The following is a 26973-nucleotide window of genomic DNA, read 5'->3' as shown; positions in this document are numbered from 1 at the left end:
CCTCAGGGCCGGACGGCCCCCGGCACGGTCCACAGCCACTTCTCGTAGGACGCCACGCGGGTGTAGATGCCGCCGTCGCCGCACGGGCGCAGCGACGAGGCGGTGGCCCGGGACGTCGCGCCGGCCAGGAACCACCGGCCACCCGACTGCACGTAGGCGGGACCGCCGCTGTCGCCGTTGCAGCTGTCCCGGTCGAGGAACGGCGCGCCGGCCACGAACTCCGTGGCCGCGTCCGCGCCGTGCCGGGGGTGGTCGCTCGCGATCGGCACGTCCACCATCCGCCTGCGGCCGTAGCCGCCGCTGCTGTGCACGTCGGTGTTGCCGTAACCGGCGAGCCGCACGAACTGGGCGGCGGCGACCTGGTCGGGGGCCGCGATCGGGCGCGGCGTGACCGAGGCGGGGCGCGAGAGCACCAGGACGGCGATGTCCCCGGTCGGCCGCGGCGGGCGGTAGTCGGGGTGCGCGAGCGCGGTCTCCACGTCGATCACCTCGCCGTCCTCCGGGAACTCCACGTCCTTGCCGATGAACACGCGGGCCGCGCACCCGCCGTCCACGCAGTGCCCGGCGGTGACGACGACGTTCGGCGAGACGAGCGTGCCCGAGCAGCACCACGCGTCGGCGCTGCCGATGGCGACGCACTCGGGGAAGTCGGCCGTGGGCACGCCGCCGATGATGCGGGCGTGGTCCTCGACCACGGCACGCATGTTGGCCAGGTACACCGGGTCGGTGAAGATGCTGTCGGACGGTGGCTCGGTGGCGACGGCCGACCTGGTCAGGGGCGACACGCCGCGGCGGAGCAGCGAGCGGGCCAGGCGGTAGCCCTCGGCGGCGTCACCGTTGAGGAAGCCGTCGACCTGGTTGGCGATCGCGTGGTACACCAGCACGAACCGCTGCTCGTCGCCGCCCGCGACCACCCGGGCGAGCTGTGCCACGGCGGCCATGGGGTCCTGCGGTCGTTCAGTCGTGGTGGTCATCGTGGGCCTTTCGGATCATCGTGTCGATCAGGTCGTAGAGCTCCGCGCCGGCGGCCCGGTCGTCCACCGCCGGTCCCTCCTCGCCGACGTCGGCGCGTGAACCGTCCCCGACGGCCTTCGCGACCTTGTCGAGGATCAGGTCCTGGGCGTTGACGCGGTCGGGCGGCGGCGGGGCGAACAGGGCGGGTTCGCGGTCGAACGCCAGCCGTGCCGCCGCGATCAGGCACCGGACGTCGCTGGTCTCCGGCCGTTGGTGGTCCACCAGGCCGTCGGCGGCGGTGACGGCGTTGCGCTGCTGGTCGGCGGTGAACGCGATCACCTCGCGCAGCGGCCGGTCGCCGAGGCCCGGGTGAGGACCGTCCAGCAGTGCCGTCGTCATCGGGGCGATGTCGTCCTCGAACTGCCCGCACGGGGTCCGCGCCGTCGGGAAACCCGTCTCCGCCAACGCCTGTGCGGTCAACGCGAGCCGCACGGCCGCGTGCGGGTGGACCAGGACCGGCCCGTCGACCTCGGCGGCCGTCCGGGCGTCGTCCACGACGAGCAGGTCGGCCAGCGCGGACGCGAACGCCGGGCCGGCCGCCAGCACCCCGTACAGGTCGGCGAAGACCTCCGGCAGCCACGTGTCCCAGGCGTCGCGCCGGGCTTCGGGCATGGTCCGGAACACCGGCCTGGTCAGCGCGCGGACCGTGCCGAGCAGGCCGAAGTCGCGTTCCACCGCGTGCCCGACCTCGTGCCCGATCACCACCGCGTCCGGCAGGTGCACGAGCTGGTACCACGGCAGGCCGATGATCGGGATCGGCAACCGCGTGACCACGCCGAGGAAGTCCGCGGTGTTCAAGGCGTCGGGCACGTCCTCGACCGCGAACGGCGTCTCCCGCAGGTGCGTGAACGGGCTGAACTCGCCGCTGAGGTGCACCAGCGGTGCCTCGCGGTCGCGGCCGGCCGCCGCGGGCTCGTAGCACCGCCAGGCGAACTCGTCCACGGCGGTCAGGAATGGCCGGTACCACTCCACGTACCGCAGGTTCAGCTTCGAGCGGTAGAAGTCCCACAGCCGGTGCACCTCGAGCATCCGCAGCTGGAGCCGGCGGCACTCCCGCAGGACGTCGGCGCCGTCGGCCGCGACCGCGTCCAGCTCCGCGCCGATCCGCGCGACCACCCCGCCGAGCCGGTCGGTGAGCCGGACCACCTGCGTGTGGTGCTTGCGCAGGACCCGGCCCGACCCGGTCTCGGCGCGCCACCGGGCGAAGTCGGCGTCGATGCCGGCGAGCTTGTGCCTGAGCTCGGCGACCTTGCGGTCGGTGGTGGTCATGGCCGTCCTCCCGGTGCGGGCACGAGCCGCAGCCACGGCAGGTGCGTGTGCAGGGCGACACCGGCCGACGGCAGCACCCGGTCGAGGCCGGTGGCGTGCCGTGCGGGCGAACGCAGCCCGCCCGCCACGTCGGCCAGCGGCCGGCCGGCCGCGATCGCGCCGACCACGGCGTCGCACAGCTCGTGCTCGCCGTCGCCGGCCAGGCCGGTGCCCAGCACGCCCGCGCACCGGCCGAGGGCGAACAGGTCGCCCGCGAAGGCGTTGCGCAGCAGCAGGTACGAGATCGCGTCGTCCGAGCCCCACGGCCGGTTCACGTCGAGCACCACGAGCGGCCGGAACGCGTCACGCGGCACGGCGGCGAGCACCCGGTTGAGCGCTGTCACCGGGATCTCCTCGGCGGTCGGCGTGGCGGTGAACGCCTCCGCCGCCCAACCACCGGCGAGGAACGTGAGCGCGACGCCGCCGCCGGACTCGCGCAGCCCGCCCGCCAGGTGCACCACCGCCGGCGTCCGCCCACCGCGGACCGCACGGGTCACCGCGCCGGCGAGCCGGTCCAGCGTGGGGTTCTCGACCGACTCCACGTCGAACCCGTGGCTGCCGTACAGGCGGGCCAGGTCGACGCCGGAGTTCAGGTGCCCGCGGGCGGAGTCGAGCTGCGACGACCGGCTCGGCTGGGCCAGCACCGCCACCGGCTTGACCGGCTCGGCGAGGTCGCGCTGCAACCGGTCCAGCAGCTCGGCGCCGAGGTCGGCGTCCGGGGTGAGCCCCCGTGCCCCCTGGTAGCGCCGCAACGCCTCCCTGGTGTGCGGGCCGAGGTCGCCGTCGGCCGCCAGGTCCGCGTCCGCCACCCGGTTGAGGCCGACCTGGACGAACCTGATCTCGTCGCGGTAGGCGGCCTCCCGCGACACGGCCCGGTGGAACGTGGCGACGGCGGGGTCGAGCACCACCAGCCGCCGCACGTCCGGCCGCAGCGCCAGTTCCCACGGCACCGGGCCGAGCCTGCGGTCCTCGACGTCGCACCTGAGGTCGAACGGGCCCCGCAGCGCCCGCAGCGCCGGACCGGGCAGGAGCAGCGAACCGAGCCCGGCGCACGTCGCCTGCCAGTCCTCCCGCAGCCGTTCGGCGAGGGGCCCGGAGCCGACCCGCCCGTGGTCCGCGCCGAGGATCGCGTCCACCAGCGCGTTGTCGTGGCGGACGGTGGTGTCCACGTCGGGCGGGACGAACGTCCCCACGACCAGCGCACCGTCCTCGACGGCGAGCCGCACCCGCCCGCGCGCGCTCCGCAGCGTCGTGCTGATCCGCCCTCGTGTGAAGCGGGACGCGACCGCCGCACGGCGGGTGTCACCGAGCGCGGCGAACGCCGCACCGGCGCGGACCAGCTTCGGTTCCGGCTCCCGGCTGGACTTCTCCGCGATCACGCTGTCGGCGTAGTGCGACCTCGCGTGCCACTGGGTCTCCCGCTCGTCGGCGGCGACGAGCAGCGGCGCCGCCCGGCGCAACAACGCGTCCGCCAGGTCCGACTCGTCCAGCGCGATCAGGGCTTCCGCGCGCTCGACCAGGAAGGCCGCGCACAGCATCGGGTGGTCGCCGAACTCCCGGAGGAACGCCTCGACGTCGCCTCGCGCGGGAAGTCCCAGCCGGTCCGCGGCACGCGACCACTCCCGGAGCGTGAACCACGAGCCACCGGTCGGGCGGGCCTCGGCCAGCTTCCGCTCCGCCGCCGCCCGATCGCCGGCCAGCCGGTCCACCTCCGCCGACCTCAGGTCCAGCAGGGCTCGGTCCGTGGCACGCAGCCGGTCGGTCTCCAACCGCACCAGCGACGCGACCTCGCGCCAAGCGTCCCGCGCCGAGTCGTCGTGCGGGTCGGGCACGCGGCGCAGTTCGTCCAGCACGACCAGGCGCGCGGACGCCGGCGTGATCTCGCGCAGCCGCGCCACCAGTTCGGCAGGCAACCACCCGAACCCGTCGGGCAGGTCGATCGCCAGCCCCTCCACGGCGGCACGTGCCACCAGGCACGGTGGGCGCGCCCGCCGGTGGAGCTCGCCGATCACGGCGGCGACAGCGTCCAGCGCCTCGTGCGGCCGTGCGGCGAGGCCCAGCAGCTCGACCCGGGCCAACTCCGCGCCGCACCAGGCGTCGGTCCCCCGCGTGGTCAGCTCGGCGGCCTCGGCCAGGTGGTGCTCAGCCAGGGTGAGGTTGCCGACCTCCCGCATGAGCAGCACCGCGGAGCGCGTGTGGCAGCGGGCGACGGCCGCGCGGTCACCCTCGCGACGCCACCGCGACCGTGCGGTTTCCAGCGCGTGCAAGGCTTTCCCGTAGTGCGCCACCACGCCCTCGGCGACCCCGGTCAGCTCGCGCGCGAGCGCGGAGCCGGTGGTGCCGCGGGCGGCGCGTTCGGCGCGGTGCGCGAGGTCGAGCGCGAGCAGCGGCCTGCGTGCGGCCAACGCCACCCTCGCGCCGGCGGCCTGCCCTTCCCAGTCACCGTCGCGCGCGGCGACCCGTCGCGCGTGGAAAGCCGCCCACTCCAGCCGGTTCGCGGCGAGGCCGAGCTCGACCGCGAGCAGGCCGGAGCGGCGCTGCTGCTCGGCGTTCAACGGCCCGCCGCGCCGGACGCGGGTCAGCTCGCGGATCGCTTCCGCCAGGTGCCCGAAGTGCCGGTGCGCCTTCACGATCCGCAGCCGGATCGGCGGTTCCCACCGCTGGGCGCCGACGCGGACCGCCGCCTCCGCCGCACGCCGGTACTCGTCGGGCGCGTGCCGGTCGCCGAGGATCATCCGCACGTCGCCGAGCAGGATGCGCAGCCGCACGTCGTCCTTGGTGCCGGACGACCGCCGCAGCGCCCGCTCCAGCTCGGCTCGCGCGGTGGCCACGTCGCCGGACTTCAGCGCCAGCGCGGCGCGCACGTACGCGAGCCGCCAGTCGGGCACGACGTCCGCGCCGAACCCGTCCCGGTCGCGCACGACGGCGGAGAAGTTCTCCTCGGCCCGGCTCCACAGCTGGTCCGCCGCTTCGACACCGCCCAGCCTGGCCATCTGGGTGAGCGCCGCGGCCAGCTCGTACCGGGCCTCCACCACGGTCTCCCGGGTCACGATCGGCCTGTGCCCCTCCCCCCGGCGCGGGTCGGCCTCGACGTCGACGTAGTCGGGACCCAGCACCTCCTCGGCCAACGCGGCCCGCCGGTGCGCCTCACCCAGCTCCACCTCGTCCAAGGCGGCGCGCCAGTAGGCCGCGGCGGCGGGGCCCTCCAGCCGGAACCGGTGGTAGACCGCCTCCCGGGTCCACCGGTCCCACCGGTCGGGGTCGGCCTCCGCCTTGCGCTCGAAGAACGCCACCGCGTCGGCGTGCAGCCGGTCGTGGACGGCGTGCGACCGCACCAGGCGGCGCATCGGCTCGGCCACCGCGTCGACGAACCGCAGCGAGCCCGGCTCGCCCGGCACCGGCACGACCCAGGACGTGGTGCCCGCGAACGCCGTCAGCCGCGGCCACAGCCGCTCGACGTCCACGTCGGCGGTGGCGGGGAACAACGATGCCGGCTCGCCGCCCGGCACCACGTCCTCGCTCGGGTCGTCGAGGTCCACTTCGCCGGACGCGGCGGCGCGCAAGCACGGCTGGAGCACCTCACACGCGAAGTCGAGGCTCAACGTCCGCGCCACCATCCCGTACCGCAGCAGCCACCGCAGGCCCGGGTCGGCGATCGGCCGCAGGACCTGGAGCACGAGGGCGGTCAGGTCCGCCCGGTACTCCCGGATCTCGGCCGGTGTGATGTCGGGCCGCTGCTGCACCAGGTCGGCCAGGCGCGCCAGCACCACCGGCTCTCCCCCGGCCTTCGCCACGATCGCGTGCCGCAGGTCGGCGCGCGTGATGCGGCGGCGGTCGGCCAGGTAGCGCGACGCGTCGTCGTCGGTGAACGGGACCAGGTGCCGATCGACCGCCGCCGGCAGCACCGGCACGGTGATCGGGTACCGGCCGGCCAGCACGATCCGCATCGCCGGGCAGTCGCGGTACAGGCGGAACAGCTGCCGGAGCAGGCCGTCCAGCTCCTCGTGCGACCGGTTCGCGTACACCCGGTCCAACGCGTCGAGCACCATCACGGCGGGGCGGCCCGCCATCGCCTCGTTGAACGTGCGCACGAAGTCCCTGAGCACGTGCGCGCCGAGCCGGTCGCGCTCGTCGCACAGCCGCCTGCTCGCCGCGGCCACCCGGCCCGGGTCGGCGACCTGGCGCCGCGAGATGACCCCGGTCCACGCGTACCGCTCCAGGAACTCGGTGAACGGCGCCGCCGCGAGCTGCTGGTCGAGCCGCGCCGCCGCCTCCACCAGCAGCAGCCACGGGTACCGCGCGACGTTGACCGGGTCCAGCACGTCGAAGTCCCCCAGCACGCACGGGACGCGCCGCGGCACCAGCACCCGGGACACCAGCCAGCGCAGCTCCATCGTCTTGCCGCGCCCGGACGGGCCGTGCAGCACCACCACCCGCGGTCCGTCGCCCCGGACGAGCCGCTGGTAGGTGGCCGTCGTCCCGGCCCTCTCGAGGAACGTGGCCGACTGCAGGTACTCGGTCGACCACAGCCCGCGGGTGCGCAGGTAGGCGGCCCGGTCGTGGCGCAGCGCGATCAGCTCGGGGCCCATCAGCCGCACCCGGTCCTCGGCGCCGAGCACGTCGATCAGCTCTTGGCACAACGCCAAATCGTGCCGGTGGTCGGCCTTGGCGTAGAGCCGGACGAACAGCTCGGCGGCGGCGCGGTGGTCGACCAGCACCAGCTGTTCGAGCAGGTCGACGGGCTGGTGGGCGGCCCGGTAGTGCCGCGCCAGGCGATCGACGAGCGACCGCAGCTCCTCGGGCACGGCCCGCGGGTCGGCCCCGTCGGGCCACCAGCCGTTCCAGTAGCGCGCCTTCGCGCCCGGCCGCAGCCGGTAGGCCTCCCGCGTGCCCTGGATCGGCTCGACCTCCGGCGCGGTGACGACCGCGCCGAACGGCGGCGCGTCCTCGACGTCGGCGACGAGCACCTTGTCGTACAGCTCCCGGTCGAACGAGCGGACCGCCGCGCACCGCCGCAGCACGTCCCACTGGTCCGCCGGTCGCAGCGACGCCAGGACGTCCTCCAGGGAGTCACCCCGAGCCAGGCGCCGCAACAGCTCGGCGTCGATCGGCTTCATCGCATCCGCCTCACGATGTTCTCCAGGTCGCCGAGCACGGCGGGGCTCCACTTGCCGGTGGCGACGCCCTTGCCGATGGCCTCGATCAGCTGCACGTGCGGGTCGCCGATCGCGCGGCCGACCGCCAGCACCACGTCCTCGGCCAGCGCGGAGAACTCCTCCGCCTCGATGCGGTCCAGGTCGACCCGCGTGCCGCCGCCCAGCTCCGGCCAGTGCGTGGCGAACTGCTCGTTCGTCATCACGACCACGAGGCTCAGGTTGGGCACCTCGCCGTCGGCGACGTGCCGGATCAGGTGGTCGTACAGCTGCTGCCGGAACGCCGAGTCCAGCACGTTCCCCACGTGGTCGAAGACCAGCAGCAGCGGCTCCGGCTGCGCCGCGCGGCCGAGGCACGCCCGGAACGACTCGAACGTCGCCGCGACGTGGTGCGAGGTGCCGCCGGTCAGCCGCGGCCACCGCGCCGGCTCCGGCGTCGGCACGGGCGGGTCCGGCGGCAGCCTGCCCTCCGCGAGGTGGACCACGTCGTGGTTGAACCGGTCGAACGCCGACGCCACGCCCTCCGGCAGGGTGGGCAGGTCCTCCGCCACGTCCCGGATCGCGTACAGCACCTCCAGGAAGTCGAACCTGGTGGGCCGGTCACCGAGCACCTCGACCGGGTTCGGCCGGTCGAAGCTGACGTACTTCACCCGCCTCCCGCGCACCGCGCACCGCCGCCGCAGCCAGTTCAGCAGCCGCGTCTTGCCCACCTGCGACTCGCCGACCACGAGCAGCAGCGGTTCGAGCGGCTCGCCGACGCCCGGGTCGACGCCCTTGAGGAGCTTGTGGCGCTCGTGCACCCGGTTGACGAACGCGCCGACCTCCTTCTCGAACTGCTGCTCGATCCGCACCGCGCGCGCCCCGGTCGCGGACAGGTCCGGGAGCACGTCGTCGGGGCGCACCCGCAGCGTGAGGCTCGGCAGGATCCAGTCCCGGGCGCCGTCGGACACGCCGGTGGCGGCGTACACGGCCTCGCGTGCCGTCGTCACGGCCCGGTCGACCGGCTCGTTGTCCAGCAGGCCGCGGTAGAGCGAGCCGCCGAACAGCGCCGCCGCCGTGCCCCGGATGTCGCCCTGCATGCCGACGACGGCGGCGGCTCCGCTGTCGAGGAACACGTCGGTCAACGCCACCGCGTCCGCCGTCTCGCCGGACCGGCAGGCGTTCAGGATCGCCAGGCGCGGCGCGGGACGGCTCAGCAGGTCGCCGATGTAGGTCGGGGTGAGCAACCACGCCTCGCGGCCGGGCGGGACGATCCGCAACGCCGGCTGACCCGTGCTCGCCTTGCGCGTGCCGTGCCCGATGAAGTGCAGCACGTGCGGCACGACCCGCCGGTAGGCCGCCTTGAGGTCCGACTCGGTCGGCCGGGACAGGAACTCCGCCTCGATCCGGCCCGGCGCGCCGCCGACGACCCTCTTGATCTCCCGGATCTCGTCGCGGGACCCGATGTCGTCGTCGTCATCGCCGCGCACGACCAGCACCCGGATCGGCAGCGGGTCGGCGATCGGGTCGTCACCCGGCACGCGCCGGTGCAGCCGGATGAACGGGTGGTCGGGCTGGACGAACAGGGCGTGCGCGGACCTGGCCGATTCCCACGGCAGGCGGCGCAGCGCCGGCGCCAGGCACAGGAACGTGCGCTCCACCCCCGGCCGCGACCAGTGCTCGCGCACGTTCGGCGGCAGGAGCAGCCGACCGAGGTGCAGGCCGAGGTCGGCGAACGACTGCGCCTCCGGGTTCGCGTGCAGGAAGCCGACGATCGCGTCCGACGCCGTGGCACCGGTCGACGGTACGGGCAGCGACCCGGCGGCCAGGTCCACCGGCACGGTGTCCGACGCCGTCGGCTCCGCCGGCCACACGCCGTCGTCACCGAGGTAGAGGTCCACCCGGTAGTCGGCTCCCTGGCCGGGCTGCGTGATCTCGATCAACGCGTCCACAGGGGCTCACCCACTCGTTCCGGACACGGCGTCCTCCCCGCCGGCCGCCTATACCTGGAGTCGGCCCTGGACCAGGCGGGGTTACGACGCGTCACCCGATAGCGCTAATGCGTACCGCCATCGAGCGCAACCGGTAGTCGAGTGGGCACAGCACGTTCGCACCGGCTGGACGGCTCAGGCCTGCCGGCGGTCCCCCGATCGCGACCACCGCGACCAGCACGGCACCCGCCCGGACCAGGGACGCGAGCAGGCTGCGGCCGAACGACGTGCCGGAGGGCGCAGGTGCGGGAACGGGATCCTGGGGTGGAGTCGGGAAGCGGCGTTGCGGTCGAACTCCGCGGTTCACCCCGAGGTGCGGTCCGGCTGGCCGTGCCGTTCGGCGGAGCGGTGCGACCAGCGCAGACGGCGGCGGCAAGGCCTCCTCGCCGGACCGGGTCCGCCGACGCGGGATCCCGTGGGACCATGCGTTCACCGCGAGCGAAAGGGGTCGAGGGTGGAGATGAGCCCCCGGTCCACCGATGCCAACCGGATCGGCGGCGACGTGCACGGAGCCGCTGTGCTGGCCGGCACGATCCACGGCGGCGTGCACATCACCGTGACCGGTGCGGAAGCCGAGCAGGGGTCCCTGGTCGCTCCTGCCGACGACGATCCGGCGTTACCGGGGCTGCCCGCGCCGGTCCGGTTCCTGCTGCGGGCACAGGTCGACACCGCCCAGGAGATGCCTTACCGGCTGCCCGGCCCGCGGCGGTCGTCACTCGTGACGGTGCACGTGCGCCAGGACCTCGGCACCGGCACGGAGGACCTCGCGTCGGAGCCGTCGCGGCCGGTGCCGATCGTGGACGGCCGCGGGCAGGTCGTGGAGCCGCCGAGCCCACCGATCACCCGGTTGGCCGTGCGCGCGCCCACCCGGACGATCTGGGAGGCGTTGGACCGCGACGACCACGTCGTGATCACCGGTGGCCCCGGGCAGGGCAAGTCCACGCTGTCGCTGCGGCTGGCCGCCGACGTCGCCGAGCGGTGGCTGTCCGGCGACGGCGAACCGCCGCTGACGGCCGAACGGGTGGTGCCCCTGCGCCTGACGGCCCGGGAGCTGGCCGGACGGCTCAGCCGACCGTTCCCCGAGGCGGTCGCGGAGAGCGCCGGCGTGGAGTACGGGGCCCTGCTGGCCTCCCCCCTCGACCCGCGCACCCTGGAAGGGCGGATCGCCGGCTGCCGCTGGCTGCTGTTGGTGGACGGCTTGGACGAGGTCGCCGACACCACCGAACGGGACCGCCTGGCCACCGTGCTGGCCGCGTGGACCGCCGAGCCCTCGTCGCCCTACCGGGTCGTGGTCACGACCAGGCCGATCGAGGGAGCGGCCCTGGCGCCGTTGCAGCGCATCGGCGCCGCCCGCTACGAACTGCAACCGTTCGACGAACGCGCGCTGCGGCAGTTCGCGCGCAACTGGTTCGGCGACCGGGACCGCGCCTACCGGTTCGTGCGCCAGATCCGCGCCGCCCACCTGGACGAGCTCGCGCGCGTGCCGCTGCTGGCGACGATCGCCGCGATCATCTTCGAGCAGCCGGGCAACCGCCCGTTGCCGGACAACCAGTACGAGCTGTACGAGGCGTACCTGAAGTTCCTGCGCACCGCCCACACGGCCGAGCCCGGCCCGTTCGAACCCGTGCGCGACGCGTTGCTGGAACACCTGGGTCGCGTGCGGCTGGAGGCCGACACCTCGCTGGTGAACGCCGCGCACGACTGGGCCGCACGCCACCTGCCCGACCTCGCGGGCACCTGGCAGGACGACCTGATCACCTACCTCGCCGCGGTGGGTCCGTTCAGCCGACGCGGCGACGACCTGCGGTTCCTGCACCACAGCTTCGCCGAGCACCTCGCCGCCACCGCGAAGGCCCGCCTGCTCCCCGACCGCTTCGACCCCGCGCACGCCGACTTCGCGAGCCTCTTGCACGCCGCTCGCGCCGAGGACCGGGGACGCCACGCCAGGGCCGTGCTGCTGCACCACACCCGCCTGCACCCGGCGGAAGCCGACCGCCTCCTCGAACACCTGCACGCGGGCGGCTCGGACCAGCACCTCCTGGCCGCCCGCCTGCTCGCCCGGCACCTGCCGGCCGGACCGGTCGCGGTCGACGACTTCCTGGGCACCGTGCGGGCGTGGGCGATGACCACCCAGCACCCCGCGCTGAAGATCCTGTCGCAGACCAGCCGTGCCGCCCACCACCCCGGCACCGCTTCGTGGCTGCGCGACCTGATGGGTTCGGACGACGCGCCGTGGCCTTCCCGGGTCGAGGCGGCGGCGGCGCTCGCGACCAGGCTTCGCGGCGCCGAGTCCGCCGACGCCGCCCGCCTGCTCCGGCGCGTCGTGGACGACTCCGCGATCCCGGTCGAACACCGGCTCGCCGCGGCCGAGGCGCTGACCGAGTGCGGCCCGGACGGCCACCGCGCCTCCGAGCACGGCCTGCGGGCCATCCTCGCCTCTCCTTCGGCCACGGCCGAGCAACTGCGCAGCGCCGCCGTCGTCCTGGCCGGTTTCGACGGCGAGTCGCGCGACCACGCCGTCACCGTTCTCACCGACGTGCTGGACGACCCCGATGCCCCGGACCAAGCCCGCGTCCACGCCGCGACGGGGTTGGTCGAGATCGACGTCGAGCACCACGAGCGCGCCGCCGACGTGTTCCGCGAGGTCTTGCGCACTCGCACCGACTTCAGCGCCGGGTTGCGCGACGCGGCGGTCGGCCTGGCGTCCCTGGGACCACAGCGCTCCGACGAAGCCGTCGCCGCGTTGTCCCGGCTGGTCTCCGATCGACGCGCCGACCGGGTCGCCGCCGCCGAAGCGCTCGCCGAGCTGGGGCCACAGCACCGCGTGGCGGCCGTCGACCACCTGCTCGCGTTGTCCAGGACGTTCGACATCGATTCCTATACGCGGTCGGCCATCGCCCGTTCACTCGCCGACATGGGGGCGCAGGGCGAGGCTTCGGACCTCCTGCACGCGCTCCTCGCCGACTGGACCACCGACGCCAACGGCAGGTTGTGGGCCGCGCAGGCGCTCGCCGACCTGGGCCCGGAGCACCGGGACGAAGCCGCGGCCACGCTGCGCGGCGTGACCACCCACCCGACGGCGTCCTTCTACGACAGGTTGTCGGCGGTCGCCAAGCTGGCAGCGTTGGGCGAGCCCCATCGGGCGCCGGCGGTTGCCTCCCTGCGCGCGACGCTGACGGACCGCTCCACCGACGCCCCGATCCGCATCCAGGCCGGCTCGCACTTGATCGGCCTGGGCCCGGAGTTCCACGAAGAGGTGGCCCACCACCTGTCGGAGATCGCCACCAGGCAGGAGGACCCCGACGCACAACTGATGGCGTGGCGCACGCTGCGACGCCTGGGCACCGGGTTCCACGAGCGGACCTCCGCCGCCGTGCTGTCGCTGGTCGCACCGGGGCAGGCGGCGCTCTGGGCCTCGTACCGCGACTACCCGACCTTCAACTACGCCGACGTCACCGACCGCGACGCGTACGCCGCCGCGATGATCGCGGTGCTGCGTGACCCGGGATGGGAGGGCCGGGCACGGCACAGCGCGGCATCCGCCCTGCTCATGCTGGGACGGCCCTTCCACCGCCGGGTCGTCGACGGGATCGTGCGCATGATCGAGGGGCGGATCGTTCCGGACTCGTGGTTGCACCTGATTACCAGGGACGCCCGCAAGTTCGGCGCGGGTCTGCGCGCCGAGGTGGCAGCCGCCCTGCGTGCCCTGGCGAACGACCCCGACGCGAACGCCGCCACCCTGTGCCAGGTGGCGAAGGCGATGGAGGTGTTGGACCACCGGTCCGACCCGGTCGTCGTGGACGGCCTGCGACGCGTCGTCGCCGACGACCTGCTGCCCCTGTCGGACCGCGGTGACGCGGCGGTGGAGCTGGCCCGTGCGGACCCGGCCGCGATCGACACCGCGGTCGCCGTGGTGATGAGGGAGAACGCCGACACGGCGTCAACCACGTGGACATCCCGCGTGAAGGCCCTGGCCGAGCTCGGCGCCGACCTGGTGCCCGCCCTCCGAGCGCGCCTGGCCGACGGGGATTCCGACCGCCAACGGCGTCTGGCCGCCGCCGACGTGCTGGCCGACGTGCACCCCGGCTCGCGCGACGAGGCGCTGTCGGAGATCCGCGGGCAAGCCGCCGACACAGCTCTGGAGTTCGCGTGGCGCACGGACGCGGTGACGATGCTCGCCAAGCACGACCCGACCACGGTCGGGGCGGCGGTCGTCTTCCACGCCCGGGTGCTCGACGACGAGGCGCAACCGGTGCGCGACCGCGCCGAGGCCGCGTGGCAGCTGATGGTGCTGGACCCGGCTCGGGCCGAGGTGGCCTTCTCCTCGTTGCGGAGGTTCGCCACGAGCCCGGACTTCACCGTCGAGGAACGTGCGAACGCCCTCGAATGGCTCGTGCACCGCGTACCCCTCGATCGTGAAGTAGTCCGGTTCGTGCAGGCGATCGTCGACGATCCGGCGGCCGGCCCGAAGGAACGCCGTCAGTTGATCCCCGCGCTGTGGGGCAAGGACCGACTCCGCGCCGAACGCGATCTCCTGGCCGACCACACCGCCTCGCCGGCCCAGCGGGTCGGTGACCTCAGCGAGTGGACCGCGCCCACGCCGGCCGTCGAGGCGGCAGCGGTGCTCCGTGAGCTCATCACCGCGGTGGAGACGATGCCGGCGGCCCGGGTCAGAGCCGCCGCGGCGCTCGCCGGGCTGTCGCCCCGCATGCGTCCCGAAGCGGTCCGGGTGCTCGAAGGGACGACGTGGGGCCCGAGCCTGCGCTACAACGTTCGTCAAGCACTCATGAGCTTGAAGGGGGCGGGTCGCCACCACCTGCTGGCCGAGGACGACACCGCGGCCCAGAGCGGTGCCCGACCGTGGCGCTACCGCAAGAATTCGGCGAGCCGGATCCACACCCTGACCGGCGACACGCCCGAACGGCTGGTTCCGCTGCTGCGCGACTGGGCAGAAGGCCATCAGCTGTCCGATTCGGATCGCGTGCACCTGCTCTACGCGCTGCGACGATCAGGCGGTCTGCGACGGTTGCGAGCCATCAGGGACGACGGGCGGACGTCGCCCGAGATCCGGTGGCAGGCCGCGTGGCGGCTCCGCCACCACTCCATGGGGGACCGCGCCGCCGCTGTTCGCGTCCTGCACGGCATCGCCACCGATCCCACCTGTCGACCCACCCTGCGCTGGCAGGCGGCCGACGACCTCCTGAGGTTCGGCGAGCGAGGCCGCGAACTCGCAGCCGCGTGCCTGTGGGAGATCGCCACCGACGAGGGGTTGCCGGTCCTCCCCCGGGTCGACGCCGCCCGCAGGCTCGGCGTGGCACGACCCGACCTGCGGGCACAGGTCGTGCACCTGCTGAGGCGGCTCCGCACCGCCGAGAACCCGTTGGTCCGCATCCAGGTGTTCGAGGCCATCGGCGTGTTCGACCCGGCCGAGGGCGCGATCGCGCTGCGGGACATGGCACGTGACCGCACGCTCCGACCCGGTGCCCGGCTGCGTGCCGCGACGGCCGCAGCAGGCCTGCGTCGCGACCACCGCGAAGCCGCCGCCATCGTCGCCCGGGACGTGGCGCACGACCCGGCGGTCCCGCGTCACGTCCGCGTCAAAGCGGCACGGGCGTTGGCGCGGTGGAGCGAGCTGTGCCGTCCCGAGGCGCGGGCGTTGTTGGTGGAGCTCGGCGTGGCGAACGGTGGTCAGTCGTAGCCGCCGAACATGAACAGCGAGATCTGGTGGTCCGACGGGTTGGCCAGGCCGTGCAGGTTGCCGCCCTTCAGGAACGCCAGGTGGCCCGCCCGCAGCAGGCGCACCTCGAAGCACCGGTCGCGGGTGTCGGGCTCGGCCCAGTCGCCGATCACCATCCAGCCCTCGCCCTCCAGCATGAGGAACACCTCGGAGTTGTCCCGGTGCCGGTGCAGGCCGATGCCGCACCCGGCGTCCAGCACGTGCAGGTCCATGTAGTCGACCGCCAGGAAGGGCTCCTGCCCGCCCACCCCCTTGCGGCCGAACGCGTCCAGGTTGTACGGCTCCAGCCCGCGCCCCAGCTCGCCGGAGCCGGTGAACCGGAAGTAGTTCGACAGCAGGTTGCGGTACTCCAGGAAGCCGATGCCGCCGTGCGGGTTCGGGCTCCGGCCCACCTCGAGGAACGCGTCCCACCCGCGCACCACCATCTGGAACGCGAGCGCCACCGGCCCGACCTCGGCCGAACGATCCGCGCTGCGCCACCGCAGCACGACCCGCAGCGGGCGGACCGGGTGCAGCAGGTGGTCGGGCGCGATCTCGCGGATGTCCCGACCGTCCAACCCGGCGCGGCCGAACGCGTCCGGCGCGCCACGCGCGAGGTCCGGGCGCGCTTGCAGGATCCCCAGCTTGAGAGACTGCCTGCCGCGCGCGCCGACCCGCGACTCCAGGTCGTCGCCGGGGTAACCCCACAGCTCCGCGACGTAACGCCCGCTGTCCGGGTCGTAAGGCGCCTCCACCTCGGCCCGGCCACCACCCTCGACCGCCACCTCCACCAGCACCCGGTCGCCGAGCGATCCGCCGTGGGACCGCGCCAGCGCGCTGTCCGGGCCGGCCCGGTAGGACAGGTGCAGGAACGGCCCGGTCCAGTCGCCGGCCAACGCCCACCCGCGCACCGCCCTGGTGTCGCCCAACCGGAAGTCGGCGACGTTCTGCTTCTGGAAGTCGGTCTTGAAGTCCTGCGCCACCGGGTCGAGGACGTCGGTGTTCGGGCTGCTCGGCCCGTACAGCTCCAGCCACTCCTGCGGCAGCAGGTACTGCAACGACGGCGTGGCGTAGCACTCCAGCTCGGCGGCGAGCCGGGTCTCCTGCACCACCGCGAGCAGCCGTTCCAGCGGGTTGTCGGACGAGTAGTCCGGCGTCGCACCGGGCTCGACGCGGCGCACGGCGTCACCTTGGGGTATCCGCACGGGGGTCACCTCCCATTCAGGGGTTTCAGGGCTGGTACAGGAACGCCACGAACTTCAACGGCTCGTCGCCGTCCGCGCGGATGCCGTGGATGCCGCCGCTCTTGGTGAACAGCGTGCTGCCCGGCCCCACGGCCACCTCGCGGCACTGCTTGCGGCCGATGCCGTACACGTGCCGTTCGACGATCGGCTGCCCCGCGGCGGCCGGGTCGTCGTCCACCCCCAGGTAGGCCCGGCCGCGGCCGGACACCACGTAGTACAGCTCCTCGGACCCGATGTGGCGGTGCGTGCCCTCGACCACTCCCGGCGGGATCGTCACCTCGTGGAAGAACACCAGGTCGCCGCCCAGCTCGCGTTGCACGAGCCAGCGCATGTCCAGCACGTTGCCGTCGCCGGCCTCCGGGTTGTCGGAGTCCATCATCGCGTTGCGGTAGCGCACCGGCGGCACCTGAGCCGAGTCGGGGATGAACCACGCGCGCTGGTAGTCCAGCAGGTAGTTCAGGTCGCGCACGGTGTTCCGGTCCGAAGAGGGCGACGGGTCGCGCGGCTCCTGGTGCGAGCGCAGGAAGTTGTTGTCCCACTGGACGTCCGGCACCGGGTGACCGGTGGGCGTGGTCATCGCCACCTCGCTGAACGCCACCTCCAGCCGGCGCAGCGCCTTGATGTCGACCAACGCGGACGACAGCGACGGCGGACGCGTGATCGGGGCGTTCGCGCCCATGAGCGGCAGCACCCGGTAGTCGTGGTGGATGTGCTCGGGCGGCTCCAGCGTGTCCCACATCTCCACCGCGTACGCGTCCACCGCCTTGTCGTAGCGCAAGGTCACGGTCGCGTCGGCGGTGAGCGCGGCGTCGTCCGGCAGCAGGCGCACCCACGCGTTCACCGAAGGACCGAGGCGGCGTCCGCGTTCCCGCACCAGTTCGGTGAGCCGTCCGGCGCGGTACTCCAGGCGCAGCACGGAGCACAGCCGCGTGCCGTCGAGGTAGACGCTGCCCTTCATCGCGGTGATCTCCGGGCCGTTGCGCACCTCGTCCACGTCGTAGCGGTAGCGGGGACTGCGCGAGGCGTGCAGGTAACGCGAGTGGTAGATCCGGTCGGGGAAGAACACGACCCGGAAGATCTCGTTCTCCGGCTGGGTGAAGATGTCGTCGAACGCGGGGTCCATCGCCGTCACACCCTCGTGGTGAGCAGGTCGCCGACGCGGAAGGCGTTGGCCTGGATGGTCAGGGTGGGGTTCGCGCCGCCGGAGGTCGGCATGAACGACCCGTCGGTGACGTAGAGGTTGTCGAACCGCCACGCGCGGCAGTCCGGGTCGAGCACCGAGTCGGCCGGGTCCGCGCCGAACCGCGCGCCGCCCAGCACGTGGTTGGCGATGCGCCGCACGTCGTTGCCGACGTGGCCGTACCCAATCACCTGCACGCCGTCGCCACCGGCGGCGAGGATGCGGCGGCACTGCTCGGCCAGCACGTCCATCACCGCGCGGTCGTGGCCGTGCCAGCCCTTGTCGATGTGGGCGACTGGCCGGTTCCACTTGTCGCGCACGGTCGGGTGCAGCGTGATCCGGTTGGTGGGCAGCGGGAGCTGGTTGGCCATGAACGCCACCGACAGCTGGCGGCCGAAGTTCTCGGTCAGGTACCCGTCGAACGCGTCACCCCGCATGTCCAGGTCGTACAGGTAGCCCTTCCACATCGTGTCCATGTCGTTGGCGGCCCACGTGCGCGCCATGCTGATCGGCAGCGCCGAGTCCGACGTGTTGTTGTAGATCGCGCCGCCCGCCCACAGGTTGTTGGCGCGCACGAACTCCGGCGCGGCGCACGCGTCGGTGGCCCAGTCCGAGTCGAGCGTGCGCGACTTGTCGTGGCGGCCGGGCACGCGGGCCGACGCGCCGCCGAAGCAGTGCGTCAGGAAGTAGCGGCCGAGCAGGTCGTTGCCGTTGATCCGGGCGGCGAAGCCGTCGTCCAGCGCGGCGGACAGCTGCAGCAGCCGCACGGACTCGATCGCGCTGCACGCCACCACCACGACCGTGCCGCTCACCGTCCGCTCGCGACCGAGCGGGTCGCGGTAGTGCACGGCGGTCACCCGCGAGTCCGTCGCGGACAGGTGCGTCACGGCGCAGTTGGCGCGCAACGAGAACCCCGGTTCCGTCGAGATCGGGTGCAGCAGCGAGACCCACGTGTTGGACTTCAGGCCCAACGGGTCGCCGTAGCGGTTCACGAACGCGGTCTTGATCGACTCGCGGTCCAGCGGCACCGTGCGCCCGCTCGGCACGTGGTCCTCCGTGATGACCGCCAGCGGCGTGCGGTAACGGCGGTAGCCCAGGGCGTCCATCCCGACGGCGACGTGCGAGCTGATGCTGTTGGGCTCCAGCGGTTTCTGGTAGTGGTCCACGCTCACGGGCTTGAGCTGGCCGTCCCGGGTGCCGTTGATGCCGACCAGGTCCTCGGCGCGGCAGTACCACGGCTCCAGCTCGTCGTAGCCGAACGGCCAGTCGCGCGCCTCCCGGGCGACGTCGCCGTTCACGTCGTCGCGCAGGTCCGAACGCCCCTGGTTCACCGTGCGCAGCCGGAAGTCGTCGGGCGCGAACCGCAGCGACACGCCGCCGTAGAGCTGCGTGCCGCCGCCCACGACCTGCGCCGTGTACCCCTCGATGGTGACCTTGTCCCGGCCGTCGCTGTCGCGGTAGACGTGCGGCTCGTCGTTCAGGTCCGGCTCGACGTGGCTGGAGTAGAACGACACGCCCGTGTTCGCCACGCCTTGGACGCGGAGCACCTTCTCCGCGCCGGTGGCGAACTCCTCGTCCCGCTTGAAGTCCGACAGGCCGTCGGAGCTGGTGTGCTGGGCGTGGAACAGCGGCCCCTTCTCCAGCACCAGCACGCGTTTGCCGGCCCGCACCAGCGCGTGGGCGATGGGCGCGCCGCCCGCGCCGCTGCCGATGATCACCGCGTCGAACGCCTCGTCGGCCATGGTCTCATCCCCGGTAGTCGGTGTTGCGGCCCAGCGGAGCTTCGAGCGCCGAGCGCCAGTCGAACTCGAAGCGCTCGGCGAGGTAGGCCCACGCCGCCGCGCCGTTGTTGCCGCCGTGCTTGGGGTGCGCGAACGCGCCGGTCATCGCGTGGCGGCGGAGCAGGACCAGGAAGTGGCGCGGCTCGCCGTACCGCCCCGTGTCCCAGCCCGGGACGTCGTTCGCGGCCAGCTCGTCGTACAGGTCCATGAACGCCTGCCTGCCCAGCTCGGCCGGTTCACGGCGGGGGAAGCGGGCGCGCAGCACGCCGTCGATCAGCCGCAGGCACGTCTTGTAGTCGTCGAGGTTGTGCCGTTCCTCGCGGGCCAGCAGCTTGTCGATGAAGTTGACCACGCCGACCGACTCGTCCATGAGGAACGCCAGGGGGAACTGCCGGTCGCGCTCGGAGCGGCTGAGCCGGTGGTAGAAGTCGCCCAGGAACCGCCGGTTCTCGGCGAGCTGGAACGGCAGCACCTGCGTGACCAGGCGTTCCAGCAGGCGCAGTTCCCAGCGGTCGAAGCTGATCGGCACGGCGCAGCCGTGGGTGAAGAACCGCGACCACTCCTGGCCGTTGTCGCCGCGCTGCCGCTGGGGGTTCACGGGGTCGAGCACCGATCGACCGTCCACGGCGAACCGGTAGCGGTGCACCTGCCCCTTGCCCACGCGCACGGTGACGGCCCACAGGCCCGTCGGCTCGTCCAGGAACCGGACCTGGCGCAGCGGCACGGGCGTGTGCAGGTCGCCGAACGTGCCCACGACGCCGACCTCGCGCGCCTGGTCGTCGCGGTGCGCGAACGTGACGTCGTTGAAGCGGTAGGACGTCTCCGCCGACGAACCGTCCCAGTGGGTGTCGACCACCGGGAGGTGGAACGGCTCGGCCACGTCGCCCGCGTCGCGGGCGAGGAAGCGCGTGGTGTGGTTGAGCACGTACTGGTCGTCTCGGGCAACCCGCACGACGGGCATGGTCTTCACCCACCTGATGAGCGCGGGCCCCGGGCCCGGTCGCGAATGGACGGCGCGGAGCAGAACGCGGCGCGCACTGGGGACGTCGCGCGGGGTGGGGCCGCGGTTAGCCAGCCGCCGTGGGATTCAGCGCACCGGGTGAAAATCCCGCCTCCGCCGTAACGAATAACCTTCACGACCTGTCCGGGTCGCCGGGTTCTGTCGGTGGGCTCCGCCATGATGTCGGTCGACCGGATCTTCGGGGAGGGAGTCACGGGTGCGAACGCTGATGAGCGGCCCGGCCTGGGCGGACTACGGGCAGCTCTACGTGGCCGGCGGCGAGGGCTCGTTCGGGATGGACGAGTGCTTCGGCGGCCAGGCCAACGGGTTGTGCGGCGGCGCGGTCCCCGGCACGTTGTTCCTGATGACCGGCACGGACGTCGGTGAGGTGGACTTCACCGTCGAGTCGCACGACCAGGCGCCGCCGGTGGGCGAGGAGTGGGAGGACGTGGTCGAGGTGTCCTTCCGCCCTGCAGGACCCACCGCGCTCCACAGCTGGGCGTACGAGAACTCCTGGCCGCTGGACGGGTTGGCGCCGATCGACTACCGCGTCCGCTACTGCGCGATCGGGATGGACGACGCGCGTGCCGCGGATCCCCCGAGCCCGTCACGTGAGCGCTACCTGCTCCAGTTCTGGCCGGCGACGCCCGAGCCGGACCGGATCGTCCGGCGGACCAGCGAGCACGCCGCCTACTGGCACCGGTACGCCGCCCGGCAGCCGCCGCCACCGACCGCCGAGGAGAAGGCCGAGGCGTTGCGCCGGGCGCGCGAGGAACAGGACCGCGTCGCCGCGCGAGCGCGCCTGGAGGCGGAGGAACGCCGGTGGGGCGGGCGGCTGCCCCCGGACGGGCTGCGGCGGCTGCGCGGGACGCCGTTGCTGGTGGTGGGGCTGGACCGCCCGTTGGGCGAGGCGATCGCGGAGGCCGGTCCGGCGCTCCAGCGGGACGTGGCCCGCTGGGCGGCCCGACGTGCGTTCACCGAGGCCGGGTTGGCCGACGTCGACTGGATCGCGCCGGCCCTGGCCGCGATGGACCGGGGCGAGCCCCTGCCGCCACCGTTCGGCGACGGGCCGCTCGGGGAGCTCCTGGACCTGCTGCTCGCCGACGAGCGGATCCCCCGGACGCCGATGCCCTCGTTGGACGGCAAGCACGACGTCCTCCAACAGGCGACGGCCCTGCCCGCGATCTTCGCCGCCCACGAGGAGAACCCGTTGAAGGCCGCCCTGGAGGCGCTCTGGGCGGGTGTCCAGACGTTCGGCCGCCGTCGCTACGGCGTCCTGTTCGCCGAGCTCCGCGAGTCCTTCCCCGGCCTCGCCTGAACCGGACCGACCACCTCGGGGAAAGGAGTTCACCGGCGCAGACCTCGGTGAGCGGCGCAGCGCCTGGCGCGAGAGGAACGCGAACGGGCCTCCGCGCGGGCACGGCTGGAGGCGGCCGGCTCATCGGGTCGGGGTCTGGTTGCCCTTCACGGTCGACACCCGGCGCGCCGCGGACGGACAACTCGGTGACGTGGTCGCGTCGGGTGTGCAACTCCCGCAAGCCCGGGGCGAGCAGGACCGGATCGGGTAGCTCCGCCCCGCCCAGGTGGTCGGCGACAGCGGCGATCACAAGATGCCGACGCGGGGCACGGCTCAGCGATGATCACGTGACCCGGGGAACCGTTGTGATCACCACAAGCCGTGCCCGCACCGACACCTCCGACCGCGTGTCGCCGCAGCTCACCGCCTGCTCACCGCGACTTCGCCGACCCGCTGCCGTGCCGGGCGGGTCAGCGCGCGAAGACCTCCTCGGCATACCCGGCCAGGCTGCGTGGCGGCTTCCCGGTAAGCCGTTCGACATCATCGGTCACGGCGTCGAACACACCGGCGCGGATCAGTGCGAACAGGTGCATCATGTGGTCGACCCACGCGTCCGGGCGTCCGGACCTGGCGAAGTGCGCGCGGTGCTGGTCGAGGTCGGCGTCGACGTGCCGAACGGGGCGTCCCGATGTCTTGGCGAGCACCTCGGCGACCTGGTCGAACGTCAGCACCTCGGGTCCGGTGAGGTCGTACTCCCGGCCGTGGTGGCCGTCGTGGGTCAGCACCACCGCGGCCGCGGCGGCGACGTCGCGGACATCGACGAAGCCCACGCGGCTGTCGCCACTGCCGGCGTACAGTTCGTCGTCCTCGCGGATCGCTCTCGCGAAGACCGCCTCGTCCTCGTCGAAGTTCTGCATCAGCCAGTTCGGCCGCAGGATCGTCCACTCCAGACCCGACTCCCGCACCGCGTCCTCCAGGACCCGCCGCGGCGCGGTCACGGGTGCCTCGTCGACGCCGAGCGCCGACATCAGCACCACGTGCCGGGCCCGGGGTGCCGACGCGATCAGCCGTGCGATCACGTCGGGGGCGTGGTCGTCGGAGTCGAGTCCCTTGACGAACAGCGCGTCGGAGTCGGCGACCGACTCCGCCCAGGTCGACTCGTCGTACCAGTCGAACCGGGTCGGAGTCAGGTTCTCCGCGGGTTCGCCGGGGTGCTGGCTCGCAGCACGCACCGAGACGCCCGCAGTGGCGAGTGCCGCTGTCACGCGCCTGCCCGCCTTACCCGTCGCACCTTCTACCCATACCGTTCTGCCGTCCATCTCCGGCTCCTCCCATACGTCGATGTAGATCACGGTGTGCCGGACGAGCCAGACAGGAGATGCGCAAACGGCGCGTGGCTTTGCCTGATCGTCTCAACGGTGTGGACGATTATGATGGCGCCGTGGCGTTCGACTCGCTCTGGTCGACCCTGGCCACCCTGTGGCCCAGGCCGGTACGACGTGCTCTTGCGCGAACTCCGGGAGGCCTTCCCCGCCATCTCGTGACGTACGTCAGTCCTGAATGCTGATGAACGGGTCCCAGTAGTAGTAACCCTGCTTCGCGCCCGTGTGGTCGAGGATCATGAAGCTGAAGTGGTAGGTGACCGACCCCGTTTCCAGGACGGTGCACTGCCAGTAGAAGCTGTTGATTTTCTGGGTGGTGGGGTGCAACGGGTCGTGGCTGTTCGGCAGCGGCTCGCTGACGACCACCGATTTCGCCTCGGGCGTGTCGATCAGGTTCGCTCCCGACGACGCATCGAACTTGTAGAGGACGCTCGTGTACCTGGAATTCAGGGACAACGTCGTCTCACGCCACCTGATGATGTCGTCCGGAGAGGCTTTGACCGTCAACTCGCTGCCCGGAGAACCGATGATGTGATCCTGCCGCGTGGTCATGTAGATCAGGCTGCTGCTGTCGGGAATCAACGTCGGCCGGTCCGGATCGGAGTTCTTGCCGTACCTCTCGATGATGGTTTCAGCATCGATCACGATGAGCACGTTGATGAAATCCGCCATACGTTAGTTCCTCCCTGCCACACTCAGCGGAAGATCCGTTACCAATACAGTTCCGCACTCGCGCCTCGGGCGTCAATCGTCCGTACCAGTGATCCATTCGCCTCACACCACCCGCGTTCGATCACCGAAGTATTCGAATTCCTGGTGCAGTGGACTGCGCACGTCACCCCAATGCGCTACGGTTATGCAACGGAAAGTAGGGCCTACCCGCGCGTGAAGCCGAAAAAGGCGCGTCGAACGACTCGGCGCCACGCTCGGCACGTCCGGCAGGCGGGCATACTTCACCCGAGCAGGTGTCACCCGGGCGGGCACCGGCAGGATTGGTCGACCGCAGCCCCCACCAGGCCGTCGAGCAGTGCCGGCTTGACGATGTTGCCGTTGACCATGGTGGCGATGCCCTGGAAGTCGCGAACCGCACGAGCCCGGTTCGCCGGGGTCGCTCACGTCGAGCAGCAGTCCGAACTCGCGAACCTGCTGCTCACCTCGGAGCTCCAACGGCGGCTCACGGCGGCCGGCTCACCGGTGATCGCGACCGCCGCGCACCCCGGCCGGTCTTGTGGCCCTTGCCCGCGACCACGACGACGTCGCCTAGCCGGGCCGGACGGGTTGGCGCAGCACCGTCCTGAGCTTCGCGGGCGCGGTCTTGCGGGGGTCGCCCACGTAGACCTCGTGGTGCAGCCCGGTCATCCGCAGCCCGTTCGCCGGGAGCCACTCGTCGTGGAGCCTGGCCAGGATCGGCCCTTCGTCGTCATAGGACCCGATGTGCAGGACCTGGGCGCTGGTCCGCTCGTGCAGGACCTCGCGGCGCAGGCCGCCGATGGCGGGGAGCTCCTTCTTGGCCGACGCGACCCGCCTGGCTTCCGCGATCGCCTCCTCGGTGATCCAGTCGGGTTGGCTGATGAGCATCCGCCAGTGCCAGGAGTCCTTGGCGCGGGCGGTGAAGACCGCCGGGTCGTCCGCCCACCACAGCCCTTCCAGCGGCGCGACGACGAAGTCGCGGCCGTCGCGCTTGCTCGCGAACTTGATCGTGTAGGCGACGGAGTAGAGCGCTTCGACCGCGTTGGCGTACTCGGCGCTGGTGTTGGGGTCGCCGCGCCCGTCGACGGCGATGAACTGCTGCTCGGGAACGTCGACGAGCGCCCAGTCGGTGTTCTTGGGCGCGTAGAGCTGCTTGAGCTCCCGCTTGACGTCGTAGCGGTCCGGGCTCATCGTCCGCCGTCCTCCTGGTCGGGTGAATCGGTCAGTTCGGCCTGGTAGGCGGCCAGCCAGTGCTGTTCGGCCGTCAACTGGGCCAGGGAGTAGTCGAAGATCGCGCGGGCGAAGCGGGGCGCGTGCGGTTGGGCGGCGACGGTCGCGCGGAGCTCGGCGATCTTCTCCGCCACCGAGGCGGCACGGCGGGCGAGCGCGGCGCGGAGCCGTTCCGGCGGGATGACGGGCTGGTTCGCCAGCCCGACGAGGACGCGCGGGAACACCGGCCGCAGTTCGGCCACGGCCGCTTCGGCCGCCCGCGCGCACGCCCGGCGTCCGTCCTCGGTCGGGCCGAAGACCTTGCGGGCCTTGCCCCGGCCGGACGTCGGCGGGTCGACCTCCGCCACCAAGCCGCGGTCGCGCAGCTTTCCCAGCAGGTAGTAGATGGAGCTGAACCCGATCTCGGTCCACTCCCTCAGGCCGCGGGCGGTGATCACCTCTTCCAGCTCGTAGCCATGCCGGGGTCGTTCGACCAGCAGACCCAGCAGGGTCAGTTCGGCGGGGGTCAGCTCCGAGGACACCCGACTATTCTAGTACTAGAATAACGTCTGCGGAACCGGGGACCGCGGTCGTGTTCACCGAGCGCCACCGCCGGCACCGGAGACAAACTGGACGGACAGCCCCGTGGCGCGGGAAGGATGTTCCGGTGAAGACCCGAACGACCGCCGTGCTCGCCGTGTGCGTCGCCGCCGGTCTCGTCGCGAGCCTGGTGCTCCTGCGGCGGTCCGGGCCGGACGCGCCGTCGCCCTCGACGGACACGCCGGCGGCCGTGGCGGACGTGCGGGTCGGTGTCGGGATCAGCGATCGCGACGCCGAGCAGGGGTGGTTCCTGATGGCGTCGGAGGAGGTGGCCCGCCGGACCCCGCCGGAGGACGTCTCGGACTGCCGCGCCTTGCACGCCTGGGCGTTGCGGGAGGGCGCGCTCCCCGTCGGCGACGCCGCGCACACCGTCACCTTCTCGGCGGACCGCCGCACCACGATCGAGAGCACCTACATGCGGGTCGTGCCGGATCCGACGCCCTACCCCGGTGAGCACGCGCCCGTGGTCCGGCTCCTGTGCCTGCCCCGACCTGGCGCCACGCCCCCGTTCCCGGAGCCCGCCGAGGCGCGCTTCCACGTCAACGGCGACCCCCGGCCGCTGACCTTCGAGGAACGGCACCAGGTCGAGCCGGGCGCCGACGCCGGCTTCGACGTCGTGATCGACCTGACCGGCACGACCGGCCCGTTCGCCTACCGCGTCGAGATCGGCGTCGCCGAGGGCGGCGGGTTCCGCATGGTCCCGGTCAACGGCGGCGAGGACGTGTTCTTCGCGACCGAGGACGGCGGCGGCATGGGGTACCGGCCGGCCACGACGACGTGGACGATGAGCCCCACCCGCACCTCCACCCACTGCCCCGCGGTGACCGATCCGGCCCCGGACCGGCAACCCGAATGCACGAACTGACCCGTGGCGGTGTCCCGACATAATCGGTCGAGGTGTCTTCGGCGCGGAGGGCGACGTGGAGTTGGACGAGCAGGTCAAGGCACGGCTGCTGGCGCCGACGTTCTGGCACGTGGCCACGGTGAACCCGGACGGCTCGCCGCAGGTGACCCCCATGTGGGTCGACCTCGTCGGCGACCACGTCGTGTTCAACACGGCGCTCGGCCGGGTGAAGGAGGAGAACCTGCGCCGCGACCCGCGGCTGTCGCTGTCCTGCGTGAGCACCGACAACCCGTACGACCGAGTGGAGATCCGGGGTCGCGCGGTCCGGTTCGTCGTGGGCGACGAGGCCGAGCGCGGCATGGACCTGTTGGCCCGGAAGTACCTCGGGACCGAGCGGTACGAGTGGCGGATCCCCGGCGAACGGCGGGTGATGGTGCTGGTCGAGCCCACCCACGTGCGCCACACCGTCGGCGTCGAGCCGTTCCGGCGAGGCATCCTGCCGGAGGGCTGAGTGGTGGCACCGGGACCTGCCCGCCCCGGTTGGCGCTAGCCTTTCGGGTGATCCACACACCGTCCCGTGGGAGA

General features: G+C 72.8%; 16 protein-coding genes. 4 read left to right on the top strand and 12 right to left on the bottom strand.

The window, feature by feature from the left end:
• Nucleotides 1-2 precede the first annotated feature (2 nt).
• From AB0H12_RS24765 to AB0H12_RS24750, 4 genes are read right to left on the bottom strand one after another with little or no spacing between them, the layout of a single operon-like run.
• Nucleotides 3-974, bottom strand: a complete 972-nt coding sequence (locus AB0H12_RS24765) for a S1 family peptidase (protein WP_499625649.1) — start codon at nt 972-974, stop codon at nt 3-5.
• Entirely contained in the window at nt 958-2283 is a 1326-nt protein-coding gene (locus AB0H12_RS24760) for a hypothetical protein (RefSeq protein WP_499625648.1), read from the bottom strand. Before AB0H12_RS24760 ends, AB0H12_RS24765 begins: the two co-directional genes overlap by 17 nt.
• Nucleotides 2280-7439: a peptidoglycan-binding protein gene (locus AB0H12_RS24755; protein WP_499625646.1), complete on the bottom strand. Its 5160-nt coding sequence runs from the start codon at nt 7437-7439 to the stop codon at nt 2280-2282. Before AB0H12_RS24755 ends, AB0H12_RS24760 begins: the two co-directional genes overlap by 4 nt.
• Nucleotides 7436-9406: a CHAT domain-containing protein gene (locus AB0H12_RS24750; protein WP_499625644.1), complete on the bottom strand. Its 1971-nt coding sequence runs from the start codon at nt 9404-9406 to the stop codon at nt 7436-7438. Before AB0H12_RS24750 ends, AB0H12_RS24755 begins: the two co-directional genes overlap by 4 nt.
• A 499-nt stretch (nt 9407-9905) precedes the next feature.
• Here AB0H12_RS24750 and AB0H12_RS24745 point away from each other — a divergent pair, with 499 nt between their 5' ends.
• Nucleotides 9906-15143, top strand: a complete 5238-nt coding sequence (locus AB0H12_RS24745; RefSeq protein ID WP_499625689.1) for an NACHT domain-containing protein — start codon at nt 9906-9908, stop codon at nt 15141-15143.
• Here AB0H12_RS24745 and AB0H12_RS24740 read toward each other — a convergent pair.
• Genes AB0H12_RS24740 through AB0H12_RS24725 form a run of 4 tightly spaced genes read right to left on the bottom strand, consistent with a single transcriptional unit; the run spans nt 15134 to nt 20318 of the window.
• Nucleotides 15134-16366, bottom strand: a complete 1233-nt coding sequence (locus AB0H12_RS24740) for a cupin domain-containing protein (RefSeq protein WP_499625642.1) — start codon at nt 16364-16366, stop codon at nt 15134-15136. The two genes, AB0H12_RS24745 and AB0H12_RS24740, sit on opposite strands and share 10 nt — an antisense overlap.
• A 25-nt stretch (nt 16367-16391) precedes the next feature.
• On the bottom strand, nt 16392-17528 hold the full coding sequence (locus AB0H12_RS24735; RefSeq protein WP_499625640.1) for a cupin domain-containing protein: 1137 nt from the start codon (nt 17526-17528) through the stop codon (nt 16392-16394).
• 5 nt (nt 17529-17533) lie between these two features.
• Nucleotides 17534-19327, bottom strand: coding sequence for a GMC oxidoreductase (locus AB0H12_RS24730; protein ID WP_499625639.1), 1794 nt, complete (start codon nt 19325-19327; stop codon nt 17534-17536).
• 4 nt (nt 19328-19331) lie between these two features.
• The gene (locus tag AB0H12_RS24725) at nt 19332-20318 is read right to left on the bottom strand and encodes a gluconate 2-dehydrogenase subunit 3 family protein (RefSeq protein ID WP_499625637.1); all 987 of its coding nucleotides are present in this window, start codon (nt 20316-20318) and stop codon (nt 19332-19334) included.
• Nucleotides 20319-20583: 265 nt separating this feature from the next.
• Here AB0H12_RS24725 and AB0H12_RS24720 point away from each other — a divergent pair, with 265 nt between their 5' ends.
• A complete protein-coding gene (locus AB0H12_RS24720) occupies nt 20584-21684 on the top strand; it encodes a serine/threonine-protein kinase (RefSeq protein ID WP_499625635.1) in 1101 nt (366 codons plus the stop codon).
• 449 nt (nt 21685-22133) lie between these two features.
• Here AB0H12_RS24720 and AB0H12_RS24715 read toward each other — a convergent pair whose 3' ends face one another.
• The 4 genes from AB0H12_RS24715 to AB0H12_RS24700 form a co-directional block, all read right to left on the bottom strand.
• Nucleotides 22134-22982 carry an NAD(P)H-binding protein gene (locus AB0H12_RS24715; protein ID WP_499625633.1) on the bottom strand — a complete coding sequence of 283 codons (849 nt, stop codon included), beginning with the start codon at nt 22980-22982 and terminating at the stop codon, nt 22134-22136.
• 231 nt (nt 22983-23213) lie between these two features.
• Nucleotides 23214-23717 (bottom strand): inclusion body family protein, encoded by a 504-nt coding sequence (locus tag AB0H12_RS24710; protein WP_499625631.1) that lies wholly within the window; start codon nt 23715-23717, stop codon nt 23214-23216.
• Between the two features lie 588 nt (nt 23718-24305).
• The gene (locus AB0H12_RS24705) at nt 24306-24926 is read right to left on the bottom strand and encodes a GyrI-like domain-containing protein (protein WP_499625629.1); all 621 of its coding nucleotides are present in this window, start codon (nt 24924-24926) and stop codon (nt 24306-24308) included.
• Nucleotides 24923-25486: a PadR family transcriptional regulator gene (locus tag AB0H12_RS24700; RefSeq protein WP_499625627.1), complete on the bottom strand. Its 564-nt coding sequence runs from the start codon at nt 25484-25486 to the stop codon at nt 24923-24925. The genes AB0H12_RS24705 and AB0H12_RS24700 overlap by 4 nt, the downstream gene beginning before the upstream one ends.
• Nucleotides 25487-25611: 125 nt before the next feature.
• Between AB0H12_RS24700 and AB0H12_RS24695 the strand changes: the two genes are divergently transcribed.
• Together AB0H12_RS24695 and AB0H12_RS24690 are read left to right on the top strand one after the other, a co-directional pair.
• Nucleotides 25612-26409 carry a hypothetical protein gene (locus tag AB0H12_RS24695; protein ID WP_499625625.1) on the top strand — a complete coding sequence of 266 codons (798 nt, stop codon included), beginning with the start codon at nt 25612-25614 and terminating at the stop codon, nt 26407-26409.
• A 55-nt stretch (nt 26410-26464) separates the two neighbouring features.
• Nucleotides 26465-26899 (top strand): PPOX class F420-dependent oxidoreductase, encoded by a 435-nt coding sequence (locus AB0H12_RS24690; protein ID WP_499625624.1) that lies wholly within the window; start codon nt 26465-26467, stop codon nt 26897-26899.
• Nucleotides 26900-26973 lie beyond the last annotated feature (74 nt).

The organism is Actinosynnema sp. NPDC023794 (assembly GCF_040639675.1).
Lineage (GTDB): Bacteria > Actinomycetota > Actinomycetes > Mycobacteriales > Pseudonocardiaceae > Actinosynnema > Actinosynnema luteola.
Note: the sequence above shows the minus strand (reverse complement) of the source record. Positions and strands in the feature narration are given on the sequence as shown.

What these genes read in the sequence shown, in the direction of transcription:
- AB0H12_RS24745 (WP_499625689.1), top strand. Translation starts at nt 9,906, where the DNA reads ATGAGCCCCCGGTCCACCGATGCCAACCGGATCGGCGGCGACGTGCAC.
- AB0H12_RS24710 (WP_499625631.1), bottom strand. Translation starts at nt 23,717, where the DNA reads ATGGCGGATTTCATCAACGTGCTCATCGTGATCGATGCTGAAACCATC.
- AB0H12_RS24705 (WP_499625629.1), bottom strand. Translation starts at nt 24,926, where the DNA reads ATGAGCCCGGACCGCTACGACGTCAAGCGGGAGCTCAAGCAGCTCTAC.
- AB0H12_RS24755 (WP_499625646.1), bottom strand. Translation starts at nt 7,439, where the DNA reads ATGAAGCCGATCGACGCCGAGCTGTTGCGGCGCCTGGCTCGGGGTGAC.
- AB0H12_RS24715 (WP_499625633.1), bottom strand. Translation starts at nt 22,982, where the DNA reads ATGGACGGCAGAACGGTATGGGTAGAAGGTGCGACGGGTAAGGCGGGC.
- AB0H12_RS24765 (WP_499625649.1), bottom strand. Translation starts at nt 974, where the DNA reads ATGACCACCACGACTGAACGACCGCAGGACCCCATGGCCGCCGTGGCA.
- AB0H12_RS24735 (WP_499625640.1), bottom strand. Translation starts at nt 17,528, where the DNA reads ATGGACCCCGCGTTCGACGACATCTTCACCCAGCCGGAGAACGAGATC.
- AB0H12_RS24760 (WP_499625648.1), bottom strand. Translation starts at nt 2,283, where the DNA reads ATGACCACCACCGACCGCAAGGTCGCCGAGCTCAGGCACAAGCTCGCC.
- AB0H12_RS24730 (WP_499625639.1), bottom strand. Translation starts at nt 19,327, where the DNA reads ATGGCCGACGAGGCGTTCGACGCGGTGATCATCGGCAGCGGCGCGGGC.